The sequence below is a fragment of the Micromonospora sp. CPCC 205739 genome, assembly GCF_036906795.1.
In the GTDB taxonomy this organism is placed as follows: domain Bacteria; phylum Actinomycetota; class Actinomycetes; order Mycobacteriales; family Micromonosporaceae; genus Micromonospora.
The window spans coordinates 51,314-70,309 of record NZ_JBAKHS010000011.1 but is presented as its reverse complement, the minus strand read 5'-3'; the positions used below and the strand labels follow the sequence as shown (position 1 = coordinate 70,309).

The window sequence follows — 18,996 nt, the reverse complement described above, 5'->3', positions numbered from 1 at the left end:
CGTACCTCCTCTGTCGCCGGTCAGCGGCCGGCCGGCTGCTGCTCGGCGGGCGGCTGCCCGAAGACATTCTGGTCGATCCAGTCGGCACCGCCGCGCACCGCATTGCCGACCTCGTCCTGCACCAGGTCGGCACCGGGCACCGAGAGGCCGCTGACCAGGGCGGTGCCGCCCCACACGACCCCGTGCACGACCGAGTTGGGCACGTTCCAGGGCAGGTTGGCGGCCCAGTCCCGGGCGATCATCTGGCCGCCGTCGGCCAGACCGTGCGTGCGCAGCGCGCCGGCCCGGTCCAGCATCCCCATGTCGAACGGCGACCCGGTCTTGCCGAGCTTGAAGGTGCCCTGCGCGGGGTCGGTGATCTTGTGGAACCACTTGTCGGCCTTGCCGGCGGCGCGTCGCTTGTCGATCGCCTTCTGTCCCGCCCGCAGCGCCTTCTGCTTGTCCACCAGCTTGTCCAGGTGGTTGCGCAGCTTGCGCAGGTGCAGCATGACCCGCTGGAGCAGCCGGATGACCTTCTGCAGGTGCGCGGCGAGCGGGCGGATGATCTTCAGCGCCCGGGTGAGCACGATCATGCCGCGGGTCGCGGTGACCGCCATGCCGGCCGCCCAGGACGCCCCGGCGGTGAACGGCGCCATGAGCAGGGCGGTCACCAGAGTGACCAACATCCAGTTGACGAACTCGACGCAGAGGTCGACCAGCACGTCGTGCACGATCTGCAGGGCGTCGGCGACCCCGCGCAGGTTTTCGGCGGTGGCGGTGAACTGCCCCGCCACGTCCAGGAGTTGCTGCTCGACCTCGGCGAGGCGCCGGCCGTACGCCTCCCCCGCCGGTGACCGCCAGCCCGACTGCTCGGCCTCGCGGACGCCGCGGTGGCTCAGCGCCAGCTCGCGCACCTGGGCGGCGAGAGCGTCCCAGTCGCCGGCCCGGGCGCGCAGCGCCTCCGGCTCGCCGTCGACCATGTCGACCAGCTGGATGAGGGGCCAGGCCAGGGTGCGGCAGACGTTGTCGACCACGTCCTCCACACCGGACAGCGCGTCGTCGATGCCGTTCCAGAGCTGGACGGCGCTGCCGGCGGGCCCGCTCACCGGCCCATCCCGTCCCGCATCGCCCGGAACCCGGAGTCGATGTCCTGCTCGTTGCGCTCGTACGTCTCGGCGGTGGACCCCAGGGCCGCGCCGACCCGGGTGAACGCGTCCTGCCCGGCGCGGAACATCGTGGTGGCGTCGGCGACCTGCTCGGCGTACGCGGCGCGCAGCATGTCGCTGGCGAACGGCAGGTGGCCGAAGACGCCGTCGGGCAGGTCACCGGCGGCCACCACCCGGCTCTCCAGCCCGCCCAGCGCGGTGGCCACTCCCGTGGCCGCCGCCTCCAGCCGTTTCACGGCCGTGACGTCCACTTCGATGTCAGCTGCCATCGCCGTTCCTCCCCCGCATCCGACGCGGGTCGAAGATACGATTCCCCGGCCTCCGGCCGCCACCCCGGGCGGCGAGGAGGAACCGCAGGGGGAGGAAGCCCGCATGACTGACCCGCTGTCCGGTCTGGACGCGCTCGCCGGCCGGCTCGCCGACATCGAACGCCGCTTCGCCGGGCTGCACGCCGACCTCGACGAACTGGCCGGCACGGCCACCGACGACACCGGCCTGGTGTCGGCCACCGTGGACGCCACCGGAGGGCTCACCGACCTGACCTTCGAGCCGGCGGCGCTGCGCTCGGGCACCGCCGACCTGTCGGCGATGGTGCTTCAGGCGTACCGGCGGGCCCGGACGGCCGCGACCGCCCAGCTCGACGAGCGCGCCGAAGGTCTCGACGCGACGCTCGGGGCGGGCCTGGGCGAGCTGTTCGGCAAGCCCGGCGACTTCGCGGCGCTGGGCCGCCTGGAGGAGGCCGTGGCCCGACTCGGCGCCCTGGACGCCCGGCTGCCGAGGCCGCCGGCGTGACCGCCCCCGGCTGGCCGGAGATCGTGGCCCGACTGCACCGGACCCTGGTCGCCTGCGACCGGGACACCGACCTGGAACTCGCCGCCGGGCCACGCCGGCTGCGACTGTCCGTCCGCCGCGACACCGTCGAGGGCCACTGCCCCGGCGGCGACGCCGGGCCGCAGCTGGCCGACCTGGGCTGGCGACCCGACGGTGCCGGCGGCTGGTGGTACGCCACCGAGCGCACGGCCGAGGGTCTGCACTGGTGGAGCGGCTTCGCCGCGCGCACCGCCGCCGTCGCGCTGACCGCCGACCCGGGCGCGCTCTCCTGCCAGGTGCGCCCCGTGCCGCGCCCGGCCGAGCCGGAGCCCGTGCCGCACCCGGCCGAGCCGGAGCCCCTGGCGCTGCTCGCGCAGGCGGCGGCCCGGCACGACCTTCCCCGCTACCTGGGGGTGCTCGCCGCCGGCCCGGTCTGCGTACCGCTGGCCGGCGAGCCGTCGCCCGAGCGGGAGTTCCCGTGGACGGTCGTCCTCGGGGCCGACCGGGCGCCGCTGCTGCCGGTCTTCACCTCGGCGGACGCGCTGACCGCCTTCGCCGGCGCCGGGGTGCCCTTCGTCGCGCTCTCCGCCGCCGACCTGCTGGCCGACTGGCCGGACCCGGCCTGGGGCCTCGCCGTCGACCCGGGCGCCGCCCACGGCCTGACGCTGACCGCCCCGGCGCTGGCCGCGCTGCTCGCCGCCAACGACCTGACCGACCCCGGCGTGCCGGGGTCCGCGTCCCCCGCCCCGGCCACGGTCACGGAACCGGACACCGCGGCCCGCTGACCGGCGGCCCCGGAGCGGCCGCTCACCCCTGCCCGGCGTCGACCCCGGCGTGCCGAGGCCGACGCCCGGCGCCCGTCACAACCGCTTGGCCATCTGGACGGCGGTGACCTCGAAGCCCAACTGCTCGTAGAGCGCGCGGGCGCCGGTGTTGAAGCCGAACACGTTCAGGCCGATCGACACCACCCCGACCTCCCGGCACACCTGCTCCGCCGCCCGGATCATCGCCCGGCCGTAGCCCCGTCGGCGCAGCTGCTCGCGCACCTCGATGTCGTAGATGAAGGCGTGCAGACCGTCCGAGCGCTGCTGGGTGTGCAGCCACAGCACGCCGACCTCGTCGGCACCGTCATAGGCGGTCCACAGCCGGTGGCCCTCGGTGCGCCGGCCGTCGGGCAGCAGCCGGGCGTAGTCCTCGCGCGCCTTGTTCCGCGCCTCGGTCGGGGGCAGTAGACCGCTGGCGGCGATGTTCTCGGCGTAGTCGTCCGCTGCCCGCTCCCGGTAGCGGACGTACTGCTCGTCGGTCATCGGTTCGAGTCGGATGGTCGCCACGAACGCACCATAGGTGCTCCACGACGCGCCCGGGGACGGCGGGGACAGGGCGGGGCAGATCGGTCGTACCGGACGGGAGGCCCGCAGCGCCCCGGCGGGCGGGGGCGGCGTGCCGCCCGGGCGTCGACCAGCGGCGCGGCTCACGCGCGAGGGGGTGGCGAACGGCCTGCGGGCTGGGCAGCATAGGTCCATGGACTACGAATACGCGCCGCTGCGGCTGCCGCCGAACGTCGACCGGTTGACCGCCGCGGCGCAGCTGGCGATCCAGGCGGAGTTCTCCGGTTGGGAGTTGGCCCGGGTGCGGCTGTACCGGGACGGCACGCGACAGGTGGTGCTGCGGCGCCGCCGGGTGAACCAGCCGCAGCCGGGTCTGTCGTACTGAGGCACGCGGCGGCCGTCCGTCGACTTCCGCCTGGCGTCCCGCGCCCGGACCGGACGATCGACCCCGGGGGGCTTGTCCCTGCCCGGAAGATCACCGACGGTTGCCGACCGGAGGCTGGCAGCCCCGGTACGGCCCGACCGACGATCATCCCGAGACCTGCGCCGAGCCGCGTGGCAACTAGCCTGAGCCCGTGCGAATCCTGTTCTTCACCAACCCACTGACGGGGCATTTCCTGCCCATGGTTCCGCTGGCCCGGGCGCTGCGGAAGCAGAGGCACACCGTTGCCTTCGTCACCGCCGCCGGGCTGGCTGCGCCGATCGAGTCGCAGGGCTTCGAGCTGATCCCCGCCGGTCCGCAGACCCACGAGGTGATTGCCGAGCTGCACCGCCGCACCGGCCTCGACATCCTGGCCGGCCAGACCCCGCAACTCGTCGCGGAATTCTTCGTCGGGGCACGCGTCGACCTCGCCGTGGACGACGCTCTGACCGGCGCACGCGACTGGGCGCCGGATCTCGTCGTTTCCGAACACCTCGACTTCGTGGGCCCACTCGTCGCGGCCGCGCTCAAGGTGCCGTCCGTGGTGATGGGCATCGACCCCGCGCTGGAACCGGAACTCCTCGACGCCATGGTCACGACGGCGCACTCCCGGTATATCGAGCGCGGCCTGGAGGTGCCGACGAACGCGCCGTTCGGCCGTCGGCTGCTGGACCTCTGCCCGCCCAGCCTGCAGCGCGACGGTGCGCTGCCAGCCCTCGAGCGCATCGCGCTGCGGCCGGAACCCCACCAGGCGCCCGAAGGCACACCACGCGCGCCCCGGCTCCCGGGCACCGGCCGCCCTCGGGTACTGGTCAGCTTCACCACCGCCCCTGGGGGACCGCCGACCCTCGGCCCGGTGCTCCGGTCGCTGAGCACCCTCGACGTCGACCTGGTGGCGACGACAGGGGGCGCCCCAGTCGAGGATCTCGCGCTGGAACCGGGACGGGTCGAGCTGGTCTCCTTCGTGCCGGCGGCGGAACTGCTCGACGGCGTGTCGGCCGTGGTGCACCACGGCGGTTCCGGCACCACCTTCGGTACGGCGGCCCGTGGCGTCCCCGCCGTCATCCTGCCCGGGACAAGCGGGCAGCAGCGTCAGGCGTACCGCGTCGAGGCCGCCGGAGCCGGACTGGCCCTACCGATCGGGGAGCAGGAACCAGCCGCGGTCGCAGCCGCGGTCGGCCGGCTGCTCGCCGAGCCCGCGTTCACCACTGCGGCACACCGCCTCCGGGACGAGATCGCCGCCATGCCGTCGGCTCTTGAGGTGGCCGAACTCGTCACCACGTCCGTCTCCGGATAGCGCGCGGCGGTGCGGACGCGCACCGGCGTCGTCGTACCTCGGCGCGCGTCCGCCGCCGGAAGCCAGTCGGTGGCCGGTCCACGGTGGGCGAAGTCTGGTCCCCGGCCGGGGCGGCGGTCGGCCCCGCATCCGACGGGATCAGGTGGGCGACCCAAGGCCGTCAGCTGCCTGGCCGACCGGCTCCAGCCCCGGGGCCCGCACCGCACGGTCGGGCCCCCGGGGCGTCGCGGCCTAGTGCTGGTGCCCGGCGTGGTCGTGCTCGTCCTCGTCGAGGAACGGGTGCTCGTCGAGCCGCCCGACGAGGCGGTCGCCGGCGGCCGGCTGGAACGGGCCCACCGGATCGTCGTCGTCGAAGGACTCCAGGTCGACCGGGGTGCCGACCTCACTCACCATCACCACGCCGTCGAGCGGTTCGAGCTCCGGCACGTCCAGCGCGCTCAACGATCCGTCGCCGCTCTGCAGCAGCTCCAGCACCGCCTCGCCGACCCCCTCGATCGGCGCCGGCTCGTCCTCCTCCGGGGTGCCCTCACGGCGGGCCGCCTCGGCCACCCGGATCAGCGCGGACACGCTCGGCACCCGGTAGTCGCGGCGCTGCCGCACCGAGATCACCGCCGGGTGCGGGTCGGTGGCCTCGACGCCCTCGACGCCGCCGAAGCGCTCGTCGGCCTCGTCGGGGTCGATCGACTCGACGTCCCACGGGGTGACCTCGCCGAACGCGTCGAGCAGCTGCTCGTCGTAGGCGTAGGAGGCGTTGTTCAACGCCACGTACGCCTGCCAGACGCCGTCGTCGTCGATCCGGCCCTGGGCGGCGCGCACGGCCGTCAGGTGGGCGCGGGCGGCGTCGATCACGCGCTCCAGAGCAGCGTCCAGCTCACCGTGCTGGTCGGTCATGAGGGAGTCCCTTCGCGATGGGGAGGATGCGGTCCGGCGACGGACCTGGTCAGCAGGTGCGCAGGAACCGGTCGAGGACCCGCACGCCGAACTGTAGTCCGTCCACCGGTACCCGCTCGTCGATGCCGTGGAACAGGGCCGAGAAGTTGAGGTCGGCGGGCAGTCGCAGCGGCGCGAACCCGAAGCAGCGCATGCCGAGCTGGGAGAACGCCTTGGCGTCGGTGCCGCCGGAGAGCATGTAGGGCACCGGTCGGGCGCCCGGGTCCTCCGCGCGCAGCGCCGCCGACATCGCCTCGACCAGATCACCGTCGAAGGTGGTCTCCAGGGCCGGCTGCCGCTGGATGTACTCGATGTCGATGTCCGGGCCGACCAGCTCGCGCAGCTGCCGCTCCAGCATCTCGGACTGGCCGGGCAGGCTGCGGCAGTCGATGGTGGCGGTGGCCCGGCCGGGGATGACGTTGTCCTTGTAGCCGGCGGCGAGCCGGGTCGGGTTGGCGGTGCTGCGGATGGTCGCCCCGATGATGTTCGCGATCGGGCCGAGCTTGGCGATCGCCGCCTCCGGGTCGTCCGGGTCCAGCTCAACGCCGAGCACCTCGGAGACCTCCTCCAGGAAGGCCCGCACCGTCGGGGTGACGGTGACCGGGAAGCGGTGCCGCCCGATCCGGGCCACCGCCTCGGCGAGCGCGGTGACGGCGTTGTCGTCGTGGATGAACGACCCGTGCCCGGGGCGGCCCTTGGCGTGCAGCCGCAGCCAGTCCAGCCCCTTCTCCGCCGTCTCGATCAGGTAGAGCCGGGACGCGTCGTCGATGGAGTACGAGAATCCGCCGACCTCGCCGACCGCCTCGGTGCAGCCGTCGAAGAGGTCCCGGTGCCGCTGCACCAGGAAGTGCGCGCCGTAGTCGCTGCCCGCCTCCTCGTCGGCGGTGTAGGCCAGCACGATGTCGCGCGGCGGGCGGACCCCGGTGCGCTGCCAGTGCCGCACCACGGCCAGCACCATGGCGTCGAAGTCCTTCATGTCGATCGCGCCCCGGCCCCAGAGGTAGCCGTCGCGGATCTCCCCGGAGAACGGGTGCACCGACCACTCGTCGGCGTCGGCCGGCACCACGTCCAGGTGGCCGTGCACCAGCAGGGCGTCGCGACCCGGGTCGGTGCCGGGGATCCGGGCGACCAGGTTGGCCCGGCCGGGCGCGGACTCGTAGATCTCGGCGGCGACGCCGACCTCGGCCAGCTTCTCCGCGACGTACTCGGCGGCGCGCCGCTCCCCCGCACTGGTGGCGTTGTCACCGGTGTTGGTGGTGTCGATGCGCAGCAGGTCGCGGCAGAGTTCCACGACCTCGTCGGTGGGGTCGGGGCGCGCGGAGGCGGGGTCGCTCGTCATCGCCTCTTTCTACCAGTCGGGCAGCCCTCCGCGACGGCCCGGCCGGTGCTCGCGCGTCAGCGGTCCGCGCGGCGCCGCCGCGCCGCCGCCGTTTCACGATCTTGCGGTACGGGTACCGCCTCGGCGTCCCCGCACCGTCCGTCCCCATGCTCCGGCCGCCCGTCGAGGAGGGCCTCATGACCGTCCCGCTGCCGCCTCTGCCGCCCACCGCCGACGACGCCTACCGGCCCGGCGGGCGCAGCATGGCCGACATCGCCGACATCGAGCACCGGCAACTGCTCGACCTGGCCGACCAGGTCACCGACCCGCAGCTGACGCCCGAGCGGCGCCGCGAGGTGGCCGAGGTGCTGACCGCGGCGATCTCCCGGCACCTCTCCGCCGAGGAGCAGTACCTGCTGCCCGCCGCGCGGGCGGCGCTGCCCGAGGTCGTCGAGCGGGTCGACCGGGAACTGGCGGCCGACGCGGCGCTGCTCGCCGCGCTCAAGGCGCTCGACGGGCCGGACGACCCGGCGCTGGCGGACATCGCCGAGCGGGTCCGCCGGCACGTCGCCGCGGTGTCGGCGCTGATCACCCCGCTGCGCGAGGTGGCCACCGACGCGGAGCTGATCCGGCTGGGCAACCGGTGGGAGATCGCCGAGGAGGCGGCCCCCACCCGCCCGCACCCGGGCACACCGGCCACCCCGCCGTGGAACCGGGTGGTCGAGCCGGCGCTGGGCGTGGTGGACAAGGTGCGCGACGCGGTCACCGGACGGCGGACGTACCTCGCCGACCTGAAGCGGGACGCGGCCGACTGATCCATCGTTCGACGCCGATCCGCTCAGACCCTTCCGCCAGCCCGTGCGGTAGTCCTACCGTCACGTTATGAACCTGGAGCTGCGACACCTGCGGGTGGTCTGCGCGATCGCCGAAACGGGCAGCGTGACCAAGGCGGCGTCCACCCTGGGCCTGGCCCAGCCCGCCCTGACCGCGCAGCTCCAGCGCATCGAGCGCACCCTGGGCGGACCCCTGTTCGAACGCGACCGGCGCGGCGCCCGGCCCACCGCGCTCGGCGAGCTGGTGCTGGCCCGGGCACGGGTGCTGCTGCCGGCGATGAAGGGCCTGCAGGACGAGGCGGCCCGGCTGGCCTGCGCGGAGGACAGCCTGGGCCGGTACCGCTTCGGCGGGGTGAACTCCCCGATCCTCGGCCGGCTGGTGCACCGGCTGGCCGCCGAGCAGCCCCAGGCGCAGATCACCACGTACGCCTCCTGGTCGACCGACGAGCTGGCCGCGCTGGTCGCCGGCGGCCGGCTCGACTTCGCGCTGACCGGGGTCTGCGGCGACGCCGCCCCGTCGACCGAGCACGGCCTGCGCTGGCGGGAGGTGGCGCTCGACCCGGTGATGGTGCTGCTGCCGGCCACCCATCCGATGGCGCACCGCGACGAGGTCGCGCTGGCCGACCTGCGCCGCGAGCAGTGGGTGGGCGCCCCCGGCGACGGCTGCTTCGGCGACTGTTTCGCCGCCGCCTGCGCCCGGGCCGGCTTCACCCCCCGCAAGGTCTACGAGACCGACGTGCGCGGCTGCATGGACCTGGTCGACGCCGGTGAGGGGGTGGCGCTGTGCCAGGCCACCTTCCGCCCGGTCGCCGGCCTGGTCACCCGGCGGCTGGCCGGGACGCCGCTGCGCTGGCGGCTGCTGCTGGGCTGGCACCCGGACTCCGCCGCCGCCCGGGTGGCCGAACTGGTGCTGGAGAAGGCGCTGGCGGCGTACACCGACTCGCTGGCGGCGCACCCGGCCTATCTGGCCTGGTTGTTGCGCAACCCCGCGTTCGGGGTGCGTCAACCCACCGGCGTCTGACCCCTTCGCAACGGCCGTCGGCCCGGCGCGGGTCCGGCGGGTGTTCCCGGGCGGCTGCGGTGGCCGCACAACCGATCCAGCGCGGACGAACCGGCCTGGAAGCCCCGCTTCGATCGAAAGACACCAATCGGATTTCTTTCTCTCGCGAGAGCCGTACTTTCGGTCACGATTGCAAAAGTATTGAGTCTTCGCGCTTAACTTTTGCTTTACACGGCACTCACGTCTCCCTATGTTCATGTCACGGTCGTCGATCCCTTTGAGGTGACGCGGATGACGGATGACAACGGAGCACGAGGGTCGGCCCTGCTCGGCATGTACGGCATCAGCAAGAGCTTCTTCGGCGTACCGGTCTTGGACGACGTGCGACTGGAGTGCCTCCCCGGCGAGATCCACGCCGTGATGGGCGAGAACGGCGCCGGGAAGTCGACCCTGATGAAGATCCTCGTCGGGGTGCACCAACCGGACGCCGGGCGGATCGAACTGGACGGCACGCCGGTCCGGTTCCACCACCCCCGCCAGGCCCTGGCCGCCGGGGTGAGCATCGTGCACCAGGAACTCAACCTGCTGCCCGACCGGACGGTGGCGGAGAACATCTTCCTCGGCCGCGAGCCCCGCCGCCGGCTCGCCGTGGACCGGGCGGCCATGGACCGGGCCGCCACCCGACTGCTGGCCACGCTGCGCGCCGACGACCTCATCTCGCCGCGGGCAGTGGTCGGCCGGCTGCCGGTGGCGCAGCAGCAGCTGGTGGAGATCGCCCGGGCGCTCTCCTACACACCGCGGCTGCTGGTGCTCGACGAGCCGACCGCGGCGCTCTCCCCGCACGAGGTGGACACCCTGTTCGACCGGATCCGCCGGCTTCGCGCCGACGGGTTGACGGTCCTCTACATCTCCCACCGACTCAAGGAGATCTTCGACCTCACCGACCGGATCACCGTGCTCAAGGACGGCCGACGGGTGGCCACCGTACGCACCGCCGAGGTGGACACCCGGACGCTGGTGCACCTGATGGTCGGACGGGAGCTGGACCACTACTACCCGCCCCGGGCCGCGCCCGGACGGATCGGACCGGTCCGGCTCGCCCTGCGCGGAGCCGGCGCCGGCCCGCTGCACGACATCGACCTCGACCTGCGCGCCGGCGAGATCGTGGGACTGGCCGGACTCGCCGGGTCGGGCCGTACCGAACTGGCCCGCCTGCTCTTTGGCGCGACCCGGATGACCAGCGGCAGCGTCGAGCTGGACGGGCGGGTACACCGGCTGCGCTCGGTCCGGCACGCCATCCGCAGCGGCATCGGCCTGCTCACCGAGGACCGCAAGGCCGAGGGGCTGGTGCTGCAACTGTCGGTACGCGACAACAGCCTGCTCGCCGTGCGGGCTTTGGGCCGCGGGGCGGTGCGCCGGGCCGGGCTGGGCGACCTGCTCGACCGGGTGGGACTGCGCGGCTCCACCGCCCGGGAGGTCCGCTACCTGTCCGGCGGCAACCAGCAGAAGGTGGTGCTCGCCCGGTGGCTCGCCACCGGCGCCCGGGTGCTGATCTTCGACGAGCCGACCCGGGGCGTCGACGTGGGCGCGAAGGCCAGCATCCACGAGCTGATGCGCGAACTGGCCGACGCCGGCACCGCGATCCTGATGATCTCCTCCGAACTGCCCGAGGTGATCGGGATGGCCGACCGGATCGTGGTGCTGCGCGAGGGCACCGTCGCCGGTGAACTGCCGGCCGGCGCGAGCGAGGCGGAGATCATGCTGCTGGCCACCGGTGAACCGGACCGCAGCGCCGCCCCGGTGGGCGCGACCGGGGAGGGTGGTGCCGCGTGACCGCCTCGACGACGGCCCGACGACCGGCCCGGCCCGGTCTTCCCCTCGACACCGCCGCGGCCTCCAGCGCGCCGGTCTGGCTGGTCTTCGGCGGCGTCTTCGCGGTGGCCTGGCTGCTGGTGGAGCTCAACGGCGGCCAGTTCATGACGGTGGAGAACCTGCAGAACATGGCGGTCCGTTCGGTCGCGCTGGGGCTGGTCGCGGTCGGCCAGACGATCGTGCTGATCGGCGGCTCGCTGGACCTGTCGGTGGCGTACATGGTCAGCGTCACCGCGGTCGGCGCGTCCTTCGTGATGCAGGGCGACCCGGACCGGATGGCGCTCGGCGTCGCGGTCACCCTGGTGCTGGGCGTCGTGGTGGGGCTGGTCAACGGACTGGTCGTCACCGGCCTGCGGGTCAACGCGTTCATCGCCACCCTGGGCACCTCGCTGGTGATGAGCGGCATCCTCAACGCGCTCTTCACCAACTTCACCGGCGCGGTGCCCCGGCAGTTCCAGGGGCTGGGCTACCAGGCGCTCGGGCCGGTGCCGGTCGCGGTGCTCCTGCTGCTGGCGGTGGTCGCGCTCGCCTGGTACCTGCTGCGCCGCACCCGCTTCGGCTACCACCTCTACGCCGTGGGCGGCAGCGCCGAGGCGGCCCGGCTGTCCGGCGTCCGTACCGACCGGGTGGTCGTCACCGCGCACGTGCTGTGCAGCCTCACCGCCGTGCTGACCGGGCTGTTCCTGGTCAGCCGGCTGCGCTCCGGCGCGCCCTGGGTCGGCCCGGACGGCGGGTACGACCTGGAATCGATCGCCGCCGCCGTGGTCGGCGGGACCGCGCTGGCCGGCGGACGGGGCGGCGTGGCCGGCACCCTCGCCGGGGTGCTGATCCTCGCCGTCATCGACCAGGTCTTCAACGAGTTCGAGGTGAACGCCTTCCTCAAGACCCTGATCCGGGGCGTGATCATCGTCGGCGCGGTGGCGCTCTACGCGGCGCGCAGCCGGCGCAGCGAGGGGAGCTTCTGATGACCGCCACCGTGGCCCCGCCGACCGGGCCCGCCGCGGAGCGCGCCGGCGCACGGGCCCGGCGCCTGCTGCGCGCGGTCCCGCCGATCTGGCTGGTACTCGCCGTGGTGATCGTGCTGATCGCCTGGCGCAACCCGACGTTCGTCGAACCGGGCCCGTTCCTGGCCTTCCTGCGCCGCTGTGCGCCGCTGGCGGTGCTCGCCGCCGGCCAGGTCTTCGTCATCATCGCCGGCGAGTTCGACCTCTCGGTCGGCGCGCTGGTCACCGCCGTGGTGGTGGTCGCCGCCCGGCTCTCCGACGGCGACTCGGCCGCCACCTGGTGGCTGATCCCGCTGCTGCTCGCCGCGGGCGCCGGGGTCGGCCTGGTCAACGGCCTGGTCACCACCCGGCTGCGGGTGCCGTCCTTCATCGCCACGTTGGGCATGCTGCTGGTGCTCAACGGCGCGGTCTTCCTCTGGTCGGGCGGTGCCCCGCGCGGCTCGCTGGCCGACAACTTCCGGCAGTTCGGCCGCTTCGGCATAAACCTGCCCGGGCTGGGCCAGCTGCCGTACGCGGTGCTGATCCTCCTCGCCGTGGGCGTCGGGCTGTGGCTGCTGCTGTCGCACAGCCGCTTCGGCCACCAGGTCTACGCCGCCGGCGGCAATCCGCGCGCCGCCGCCCTCTCCGGGGTGGACGTCCCTCGGGTGCGGACGGTCGCGTTCGTCATCTCCGGTCTCGCCGCCGTGGTCGCGGGAATCCTGCTCGGCGGCTTCACCGGGGTCACGGCCGAGGCCGGCGTGGGTTACGAGTTCCAGGCGATCGCCGCCGTCGTGCTCGGCGGCGCGGTGCTGGGCGGGGGTCGCGGCAGCGTCGGCACCGCCCTCGCCGGCGCGCTCACCCTGCAATCCGTGTTCACCCTGCTCAACCTGTTGGGCCTGGCCAAGTCGCTGCGCGACGCGGTGCAGGGCCTGATCATCATCGGCGCGGCCGCGTACGCCGCACACCGGCTGCGCCGGTCCGGCTGAAGCCGCGCCCGAGAACCGTCGTGAGGAGAAGCCCATGAGACCTCCACTACGGACACTGCTCGCCGTCGGTGGCGTCGCCGTCCTCGTCGTCGCCGCCGGTTGCACCTCGACCGCACCCGAGGACGATGACGGCCCGGCCGGCAGCGGCACCGGGCAGCAGTCGTCGTTCTTCGTCCAGGCCGACTACGACGAGCAGATCGCCCAGCGGGCCGGCACCCCGACCGGGCCGGCCGACCAGCCCTGGTTGCAGGCCATCAACCCGCAGCTCGTCGACACCGCGAAGTTCAAGAAGTCCGGCCGGCACACCATCTGCTTCTCCAACGCCGGAGTGAACAACCCGTGGCGGGTGGTCGGCTGGACCACCATGCAGGCCGAGGCGAAGCTGCACCCCGAGATCGCCGCCCTGACCGCCGTGGACGCCGAGGGCAAGGACGACAAGCAGATCAGCGACATCGACGGCCTGCTGGCGAGCCGCAAGTGCAGCGCGCTGATCGTCTCGCCGAACACCACCGCGGCGCTCACCCCCGCGGTCGAGAAGGCGTGCCAGGCCGGCCTGCCGGTGATCGTCTTCGACCGCGGCGTCAACACCGACTGCCCCGTCACCTTCATCCACCCGATCGGCGGGTACGCCTTCGGGGCCACCGCCGCGGAGTTCCTGACCGGCAAGGTCAAGAAGAACGGCCGGATCCTCGCCCTGCGCATCCTGCCCGGCGTGGACGTGCTGGAGACCCGCTGGTCGGCCGCGAAGGTGGTCTTCGACAAGGCGGACGTGAACGTGGTCGGGGTCGAGTTCACCGACGGCGACGCGGCCAAGGTGAAGACCATCGTCAACGACTACCTGGAGCGCTACGGCAGCATCGACGGCGTCTGGATGGACGCCGGGGCCACCTCGGTCGCGGCGGTCGAGGCGTTCGAGGACGCCGGCCAGCCGGCGCCGGTGATCAGCGGCGAGGACCAGCAGGACTTCCTGCGGCTGTGGCAGGAGAAGAAGCTGACCGCGGTCGCCCCGACCTACCCGACCTACCAGTGGCGTACCCCGATCCTGGCGGCGCTGGACATCCTGGCCGGCAAGCAGGTGCCGAAGGAGTGGGTGCTCCCCCAGCCGACCATCACCCAGGACAACCTCGGGCAGTACGTGCTGCCGCAGCTACCGCCGCTGCACTACGCGCTCTGCGGCTGCGAGAAGATGCCCGGCTTCCCGCAGAACTGGGGCGGCAACCAGTAGCCCGCCCGGGCGGGACCGGCCCGGGCCGGTCCCGCCCGGGGTACGCACCGACGAGCTGTGAGGAGCGCGGCGTGCATCGCCTCGGCGCCAACACCTGGATCTGGGTCTCCCCGCTGACCGACGCCCGGCTGGCCGAGCTGGCCCCGCGGATCCGCGGCTGGGGCTTCGACACGATCGAGCTGCCCATCGAGAACCCGGGTGACTGGGATCCGGACACCACGGCCGCCCTCCTCGACGGACTGGGGCTGACCGCCACGGTCTGCGCGGTCATGCCGCCCGGCCGCGACCTGGTCGGCGACGACCCGGAGGTGGTGGCCCGTACCGGCGACTACCTGCGGTACTGCGTCCGGGCGGCGGCCCGGGTCGGTTCCCGGGTGGTCGCCGGCCCGATCTACGCGCCGGTCGGCTCGACCTGGCTGCTCGACGCCGAGGAGCGGGCGGCGACCGTCGGCCGGCTGCGCGACCGGCTGCGACCGTTGGCGGAGCAGGCCGCCGGACTGGGCGTCACGCTCGCGGTGGAGCCGCTGAACCGGTTCGAGACCAGCCTGCTCAACACCGCCGAACAGACCCTGGAGGTGGTCGACGGCATCCCCGGGGCCGGCATCGCGCTGGACACCTTCCACATGAACATCGAGGAGCGGGACATCCCGACCGCGATCCGCACCGCCGGCGACCGGTTGGCCCACGTCCAGGTCTGCGCCAACGACCGGGGCGCGCCCGGCAACGACCACCTCGACTGGACCGGCATCGTGGCCGCCCTGCACGAGGTGGGCTACGCCGGGCCGCTCTGCATCGAGTCGTTCACCGCGGAGAACCGCACGATCGCCAGGGCGGCGGCGATCTGGCGTCCGCTGGCGCCGACCCAGGACCAGCTGGCGACCGCCGGCCTGGCGTTCCTGCGGGCACTGCTCGGCCGCCCGACGGCACCCACGGCCGGCTGACCGACCGGGCGGTCGAGAACCGCCGGGGCGCGGCCCCGGCGGTCGGCCGATCACGCCCAATCGGCATTTAGGACCATCTTTACGGCGATTTCACAATTGCTGAAACACGCGTTGACCGATGTCGATTCGAGGCGCACGGTGACCGTAGAGCAGGAGGTGACGGCGGCCGGCGCGGCCGACGGCACCGGCGAGCGCGGGGGTGACCCCATTCGGCGGCGCGTCGCAGCCCTCCCGCCCGGCGATCGCCCGGGCGGCACCCGGCACCGTGATCCCCGAAAGGAGACGGCATGCGCCGTCGACACCTCATCCTGGGCGCCCTGTACGCACTGCTGCTGTCCCTGTTCGTCGCGCCGGCCGGCCCGGCCACGGCCGCCGCGGCCCCGTTCCGAGCGCTGCTGTTCAGCGAGACGGCCGGTTACCGGCACGACTCCATCCCCGACGGCGTCGCCATGTTCAACGAGCTCGCCGCGCAGCACGGGTTCACCGTGGTGCACTCCGAGAACTCCACCGTCTTCACCCCGGCCAACCTGGCGACCTTCGACGTGGTGGTGATGTTCCAGACCTCCGGCATGGTGTGGGACAACGACGCCCAGCGGCAGGCCCTGCAGGACTACGTGGCCGGCGGGGGCGGCATCGCCGCCATCCACAACGCCACCGACATGGGCGTGGAGAGCGCCTTCCCCTGGTGGGACGACCTGGTGAACGCCGGAGCGCACATGCCCGAGCACTCCCCCGGCGTGCTGCCGGGCACCGCGCACGTCGCCGACAGGGCGCACCCCTCCACCAGCGGACTGCCCGACCGGTGGCAGCGCAGCGAGGAGTGGTACAACTTCGACGCCAACCCGCGCGGCGACGTCCACGTGCTGGTCACCGCCGACGAGCGGACGTACAACCCGGGCAGCCGGGCGATGGGCCCGGACCATCCGATCTCCTGGTGCCGCGAGGTGGGTGCGGCCCGGGTGTGGACCACCGCGATGGGCCACGCCAAGGGCTCCTACGCCGAGCCGTTCTTCCGCCAGCACGTCCTCGGCGGGGTGCAGTGGGCCGCCGGGGTCGCCGCCGGGGACTGCGGCGGCACCGTCTGGGGCAACTTCGAGAAGGTGTCGCTGGACCAGAACACCGTCGACCCGATGGCGGTCGACGTGGCCGCCGACGGCCGGGTCTTCTACGTCCAGCGCGGCGGCCAGGTGAAGGTCTTCAAGCCTTCCGGCGGCACCACCGTCACCGCGGCCACCCTGCCGGTCTACACCGGCGGCGAGGACGGGCTGGTCGGCATGGCCCTGGATCCTGCCTTCGGCACCAACAAGTGGATCTACCTCTACCACTCGCCGCAGGCCAGCACGAGCGACGTCAACCGGCTGTCCCGGTTCACCGTCACCGGGGACACCCTCGACCTGGCCAGCGAGAAGGTGCTGCTCGAGGTGCCGGCGTACCGGTCACGGACCCACCCGGAGCCCGGCCACACCGGCGGCTACCTGGCCTTCGGCCCGGGCGGCAACCTCTACCTGTCCACCGGCGACGACAGCCCGCCCAACTACGACCCGGCCTGGCAGGGGTACGCGCCGCTGGACTGGCGGCCGGGCAAGAGCTTCCTGGACGCGGCCCGCTCCGCCGGCAACACCAACGACCTGCGCGGCAAGCTGCTGCGCATCCACCCGGAGTCGAACGGGACGTACACCGTGCCGGCGGGCAACCTCTTCGCCCCGGGCACCGCGAAGACCCGGCCGGAGATCTACGCGATGGGCTTCCGCAACCCGTTCCGGTTCTCCGTCGACCCGGTCAACGGCTGGGTCAACCTCGCCGACTACGGGCCCGACCGCGGCGGGCCCACCACTGATCGGGGCCCGGAGGGCCTGGTCGAGCTGAACGTCATCAAGCAGGCCGGCAACTTCGGCTGGCCGTTCTGCCACGGCAACAACCAGCCGTACGCGCCGTACAACCCGGACACCGGCCTGGTCGGGGCGAAGTTCGACTGCGCCAAACCGGTGAACAACTCCCCCAACAACACCGGCCTGACCACCCTGCCCCCGCTGGTGCAGCCGCAGATCTGGTACGGCTACGGCGCCTCGGCGCAGTTCCCGGAGCTGGGCTCCGGCGGATCGGCGCCGATGGGCGGCCCGATCTACCGGTACGACGCGGCCAACCCGTCGCCGACGAAGTTCCCCGCCTACTACGACCGGGTGCACTTCTTCTACGAGTGGTCCCGCAACTACCTCAAGGAGATCCACTTCGACGACGCCGGCGGGCTGGTGAAGATCAACCCATTCCTGCCCGCCGGTAACTTCGTCAAGCCCATGGACCTGCGCTTCGGTCCCGACGGCTCGCTCTACCTTCTGGAGTGGGGCTCCAACTTCGGCGGCGGCAACAACGACTCCGGTCTCTACCGCATCGACTACGTGCGGGGCGGACGGGCGCCGGTGGCCAAGGCCAGCGGGACGCCGACCAACGGCAAAGCCCCGCTGACCGTGCAGTTCTCCAGCGCCGGCTCCGCCGACCCCGATCCCGGCAACACGATCAGCTACGCCTGGGACTTCGACGGCAACGGCAGCACCGACTCGACGACGGCGAACCCGTCGCACACCTACACCGCCAACGGCAACGTCACCGCCAAGCTGACGGTCCGGGACAACACCGGCCGCAGCTCCTTCGCCAACGTTCCGATCACCGTGGGCAACACCGCCCCCACCGTGACCATCACCGCTCCACCCAACGGGGGGATGCTCGAATTCGGCCAGCAGGTCGCCTACACGGTGACCGTGACCGACCCGGAGGACGGCACGATCGACTGCACCAAGGTCCTGCTCAACCCGGCGCTCGGCCACGACGACCACGAGCACGGCACCACCGACTACGCCGGCTGCACCGGAACGATCAACACCGAACTGCTCGGCGGCCACCCCGACGGGGCCAACCTGTACTACGTGCTCAACGCCCGCTACCAGGACAAGGGCGCCAACGGCGTGGCCGCGCTCACCGGCTACGGCAAGGCGGTCCTGCAACCCAAGCACAAGCAGGCCGAGTTCTTCACCGGCCAGTCCGGGATTCGGGTGATCGAGCAGTCCGGCGCGGAGAGCGGCAAGCGCATCGGCGACATCAGCAACGGCGACTGGATCATGTTCGACCCGATGAGCGTGCAGGGGATCAGTACGCTCAGCCTCCGGGTCTCCTCGCCGTACGGGGGCGGCAGCGTGGAACTGCGGGCGGACTCGCCGACCGGACAGCTGCTCGCCACCCAGGCGGTGCCGAACACCGGCGGCTGGGACAGCTACCAGCAGCAGCCGGCGGTGAACGTGGCGGCGCTGGCCGGCACGCACAAGCTCTACCTGGTCTTCCGATCCGGCCAGAACAACTCCTTCGACCTGGACTCGATGACCTTCGGCGGGGCCGGGGTGGGCACCGCCCCGACCGGGATCGCGGGGAAGACGTACACGCTGACGGCGCAGCACAGCGGCAAGCTCGCCGACGTGGAGGGCGTCTCCACCGCCGACGGCGCGCGGGTGTTGCAGTGGCCGGCGACCGGCGGTGACAACCAGAAGTGGCAGGCGGTGGACGCCGGCGGCGGCGCCGTCACGCTGCGGGCCGCGCACAGCGGCAAGTGCCTGGCGGTGGCCGGCGGCTCCACGGCCGCCGGCGCCCAGCTGGTGCAGCAGACCTGCGGCACCGCGACCAGCCAGCAGTGGCAGGCCGTGGCGACGGCCACCAGCGGCGTGTACGAGGTCAAGGCGCGGCACAGCGGGCTCTGCCTCGACGTGAACGGCAACTCCACCGCCGACGGCGCACTGCTGATCCAGTGGGGATGTGGCGGCGCCGCGAACCAGCGGTGGCGGCTGACCCCGGTCAGCTGAGGACCGGCGGCCGGTAATGCCCGGCCGGTGGCGGTGCGAACCGTCGCCGGCCGGGTATCTGG

The 18,996-nt window shown here is 73.0% G+C and carries 17 protein-coding genes; 12 read left to right on the top strand and 5 right to left on the bottom strand.

The window, feature by feature from the left end:
• Nucleotides 1-20: 20 nt before the first annotated feature.
• Both V6U88_RS18030 and V6U88_RS18025 read right to left on the bottom strand, forming a co-directional pair.
• A complete protein-coding gene (locus tag V6U88_RS18030) occupies nt 21-1,085 on the bottom strand; it encodes a WXG100 family type VII secretion target (protein WP_334454468.1) in 1,065 nt (354 codons plus the stop codon).
• Nucleotides 1,082-1,414: a hypothetical protein gene (locus V6U88_RS18025; RefSeq protein WP_334454466.1), complete on the bottom strand. Its 333-nt coding sequence runs from the start codon at nt 1,412-1,414 to the stop codon at nt 1,082-1,084. The genes V6U88_RS18030 and V6U88_RS18025 overlap by 4 nt, the downstream gene beginning before the upstream one ends.
• A gap of 103 nt (nt 1,415-1,517) precedes the next feature.
• Here V6U88_RS18025 and V6U88_RS18020 point away from each other — a divergent pair, with 103 nt between their 5' ends.
• Nucleotides 1,518-1,937, top strand: coding sequence for a YbaB/EbfC family nucleoid-associated protein (locus V6U88_RS18020; protein ID WP_334454464.1), 420 nt, complete (start codon nt 1,518-1,520; stop codon nt 1,935-1,937).
• Nucleotides 1,934-2,740, top strand: a complete 807-nt coding sequence (locus tag V6U88_RS18015; RefSeq protein ID WP_334454462.1) for an SseB family protein — start codon at nt 1,934-1,936, stop codon at nt 2,738-2,740. Before V6U88_RS18020 ends, V6U88_RS18015 begins: the two co-directional genes overlap by 4 nt.
• Nucleotides 2,741-2,815: 75 nt before the next feature.
• Here V6U88_RS18015 and V6U88_RS18010 read toward each other — a convergent pair whose 3' ends face one another.
• Nucleotides 2,816-3,286, bottom strand: coding sequence for a GNAT family N-acetyltransferase (locus V6U88_RS18010; protein WP_334454460.1), 471 nt, complete (start codon nt 3,284-3,286; stop codon nt 2,816-2,818).
• A gap of 190 nt (nt 3,287-3,476) precedes the next feature.
• Here V6U88_RS18010 and V6U88_RS18005 point away from each other — a divergent pair, with 190 nt between their 5' ends.
• Nucleotides 3,477-3,668: a DUF5703 family protein gene (locus tag V6U88_RS18005; protein WP_013734349.1), complete on the top strand. Its 192-nt coding sequence runs from the start codon at nt 3,477-3,479 to the stop codon at nt 3,666-3,668.
• Between the two features lie 190 nt (nt 3,669-3,858).
• Entirely contained in the window at nt 3,859-5,001 is a 1,143-nt protein-coding gene (locus V6U88_RS18000; RefSeq protein WP_334454444.1) for a glycosyltransferase, read from the top strand.
• 231 nt (nt 5,002-5,232) lie between these two features.
• On the opposite strand, the gene V6U88_RS17995 is transcribed toward V6U88_RS18000, so the two are convergent.
• Nucleotides 5,233-5,892, bottom strand: coding sequence for a hypothetical protein (locus V6U88_RS17995; protein ID WP_334454442.1), 660 nt, complete (start codon nt 5,890-5,892; stop codon nt 5,233-5,235).
• Nucleotides 5,893-5,941: 49 nt separating this feature from the next.
• Nucleotides 5,942-7,270 (bottom strand): M20/M25/M40 family metallo-hydrolase, encoded by a 1,329-nt coding sequence (locus V6U88_RS17990; protein ID WP_334454440.1) that lies wholly within the window; start codon nt 7,268-7,270, stop codon nt 5,942-5,944.
• A 176-nt stretch (nt 7,271-7,446) separates the two neighbouring features.
• Here V6U88_RS17990 and V6U88_RS17985 point away from each other — a divergent pair, with 176 nt between their 5' ends.
• The 8 genes from V6U88_RS17985 to V6U88_RS17950 all read left to right on the top strand — a co-directional run bounded on the left by V6U88_RS17985 (nt 7,447) and on the right by V6U88_RS17950 (nt 18,934).
• Complete coding sequence (locus tag V6U88_RS17985) at nt 7,447-8,064, top strand: hemerythrin domain-containing protein (RefSeq protein WP_334454439.1); 618 nt, start codon at nt 7,447-7,449, stop codon at nt 8,062-8,064.
• A 67-nt stretch (nt 8,065-8,131) separates the two neighbouring features.
• On the top strand, nt 8,132-9,103 hold the full coding sequence (locus V6U88_RS17980; protein WP_334454437.1) for a LysR family transcriptional regulator: 972 nt from the start codon (nt 8,132-8,134) through the stop codon (nt 9,101-9,103).
• A 270-nt stretch (nt 9,104-9,373) separates the two neighbouring features.
• Nucleotides 9,374-10,915: a sugar ABC transporter ATP-binding protein gene (locus tag V6U88_RS17975; RefSeq protein ID WP_334454436.1), complete on the top strand. Its 1,542-nt coding sequence runs from the start codon at nt 9,374-9,376 to the stop codon at nt 10,913-10,915.
• Nucleotides 10,912-11,919, top strand: coding sequence for an ABC transporter permease (locus V6U88_RS17970; protein WP_334454435.1), 1,008 nt, complete (start codon nt 10,912-10,914; stop codon nt 11,917-11,919). Before V6U88_RS17975 ends, V6U88_RS17970 begins: the two co-directional genes overlap by 4 nt.
• A complete protein-coding gene (locus tag V6U88_RS17965; RefSeq protein ID WP_334454434.1) occupies nt 11,919-12,923 on the top strand; it encodes an ABC transporter permease in 1,005 nt (334 codons plus the stop codon). The genes V6U88_RS17970 and V6U88_RS17965 overlap by 1 nt, the downstream gene beginning before the upstream one ends.
• Nucleotides 12,924-12,957: 34 nt before the next feature.
• Entirely contained in the window at nt 12,958-14,148 is a 1,191-nt protein-coding gene (locus V6U88_RS17960) for an ABC transporter substrate-binding protein (RefSeq protein WP_334454433.1), read from the top strand.
• 71 nt (nt 14,149-14,219) lie between these two features.
• Entirely contained in the window at nt 14,220-15,089 is an 870-nt protein-coding gene (locus V6U88_RS17955; protein WP_334454431.1) for a sugar phosphate isomerase/epimerase family protein, read from the top strand.
• 287 nt (nt 15,090-15,376) lie between these two features.
• Complete coding sequence (locus V6U88_RS17950) at nt 15,377-18,934, top strand: ThuA domain-containing protein (RefSeq protein WP_334454429.1); 3,558 nt, start codon at nt 15,377-15,379, stop codon at nt 18,932-18,934.
• The last annotated feature ends 62 nt before the right edge of the window (nt 18,935-18,996 follow it).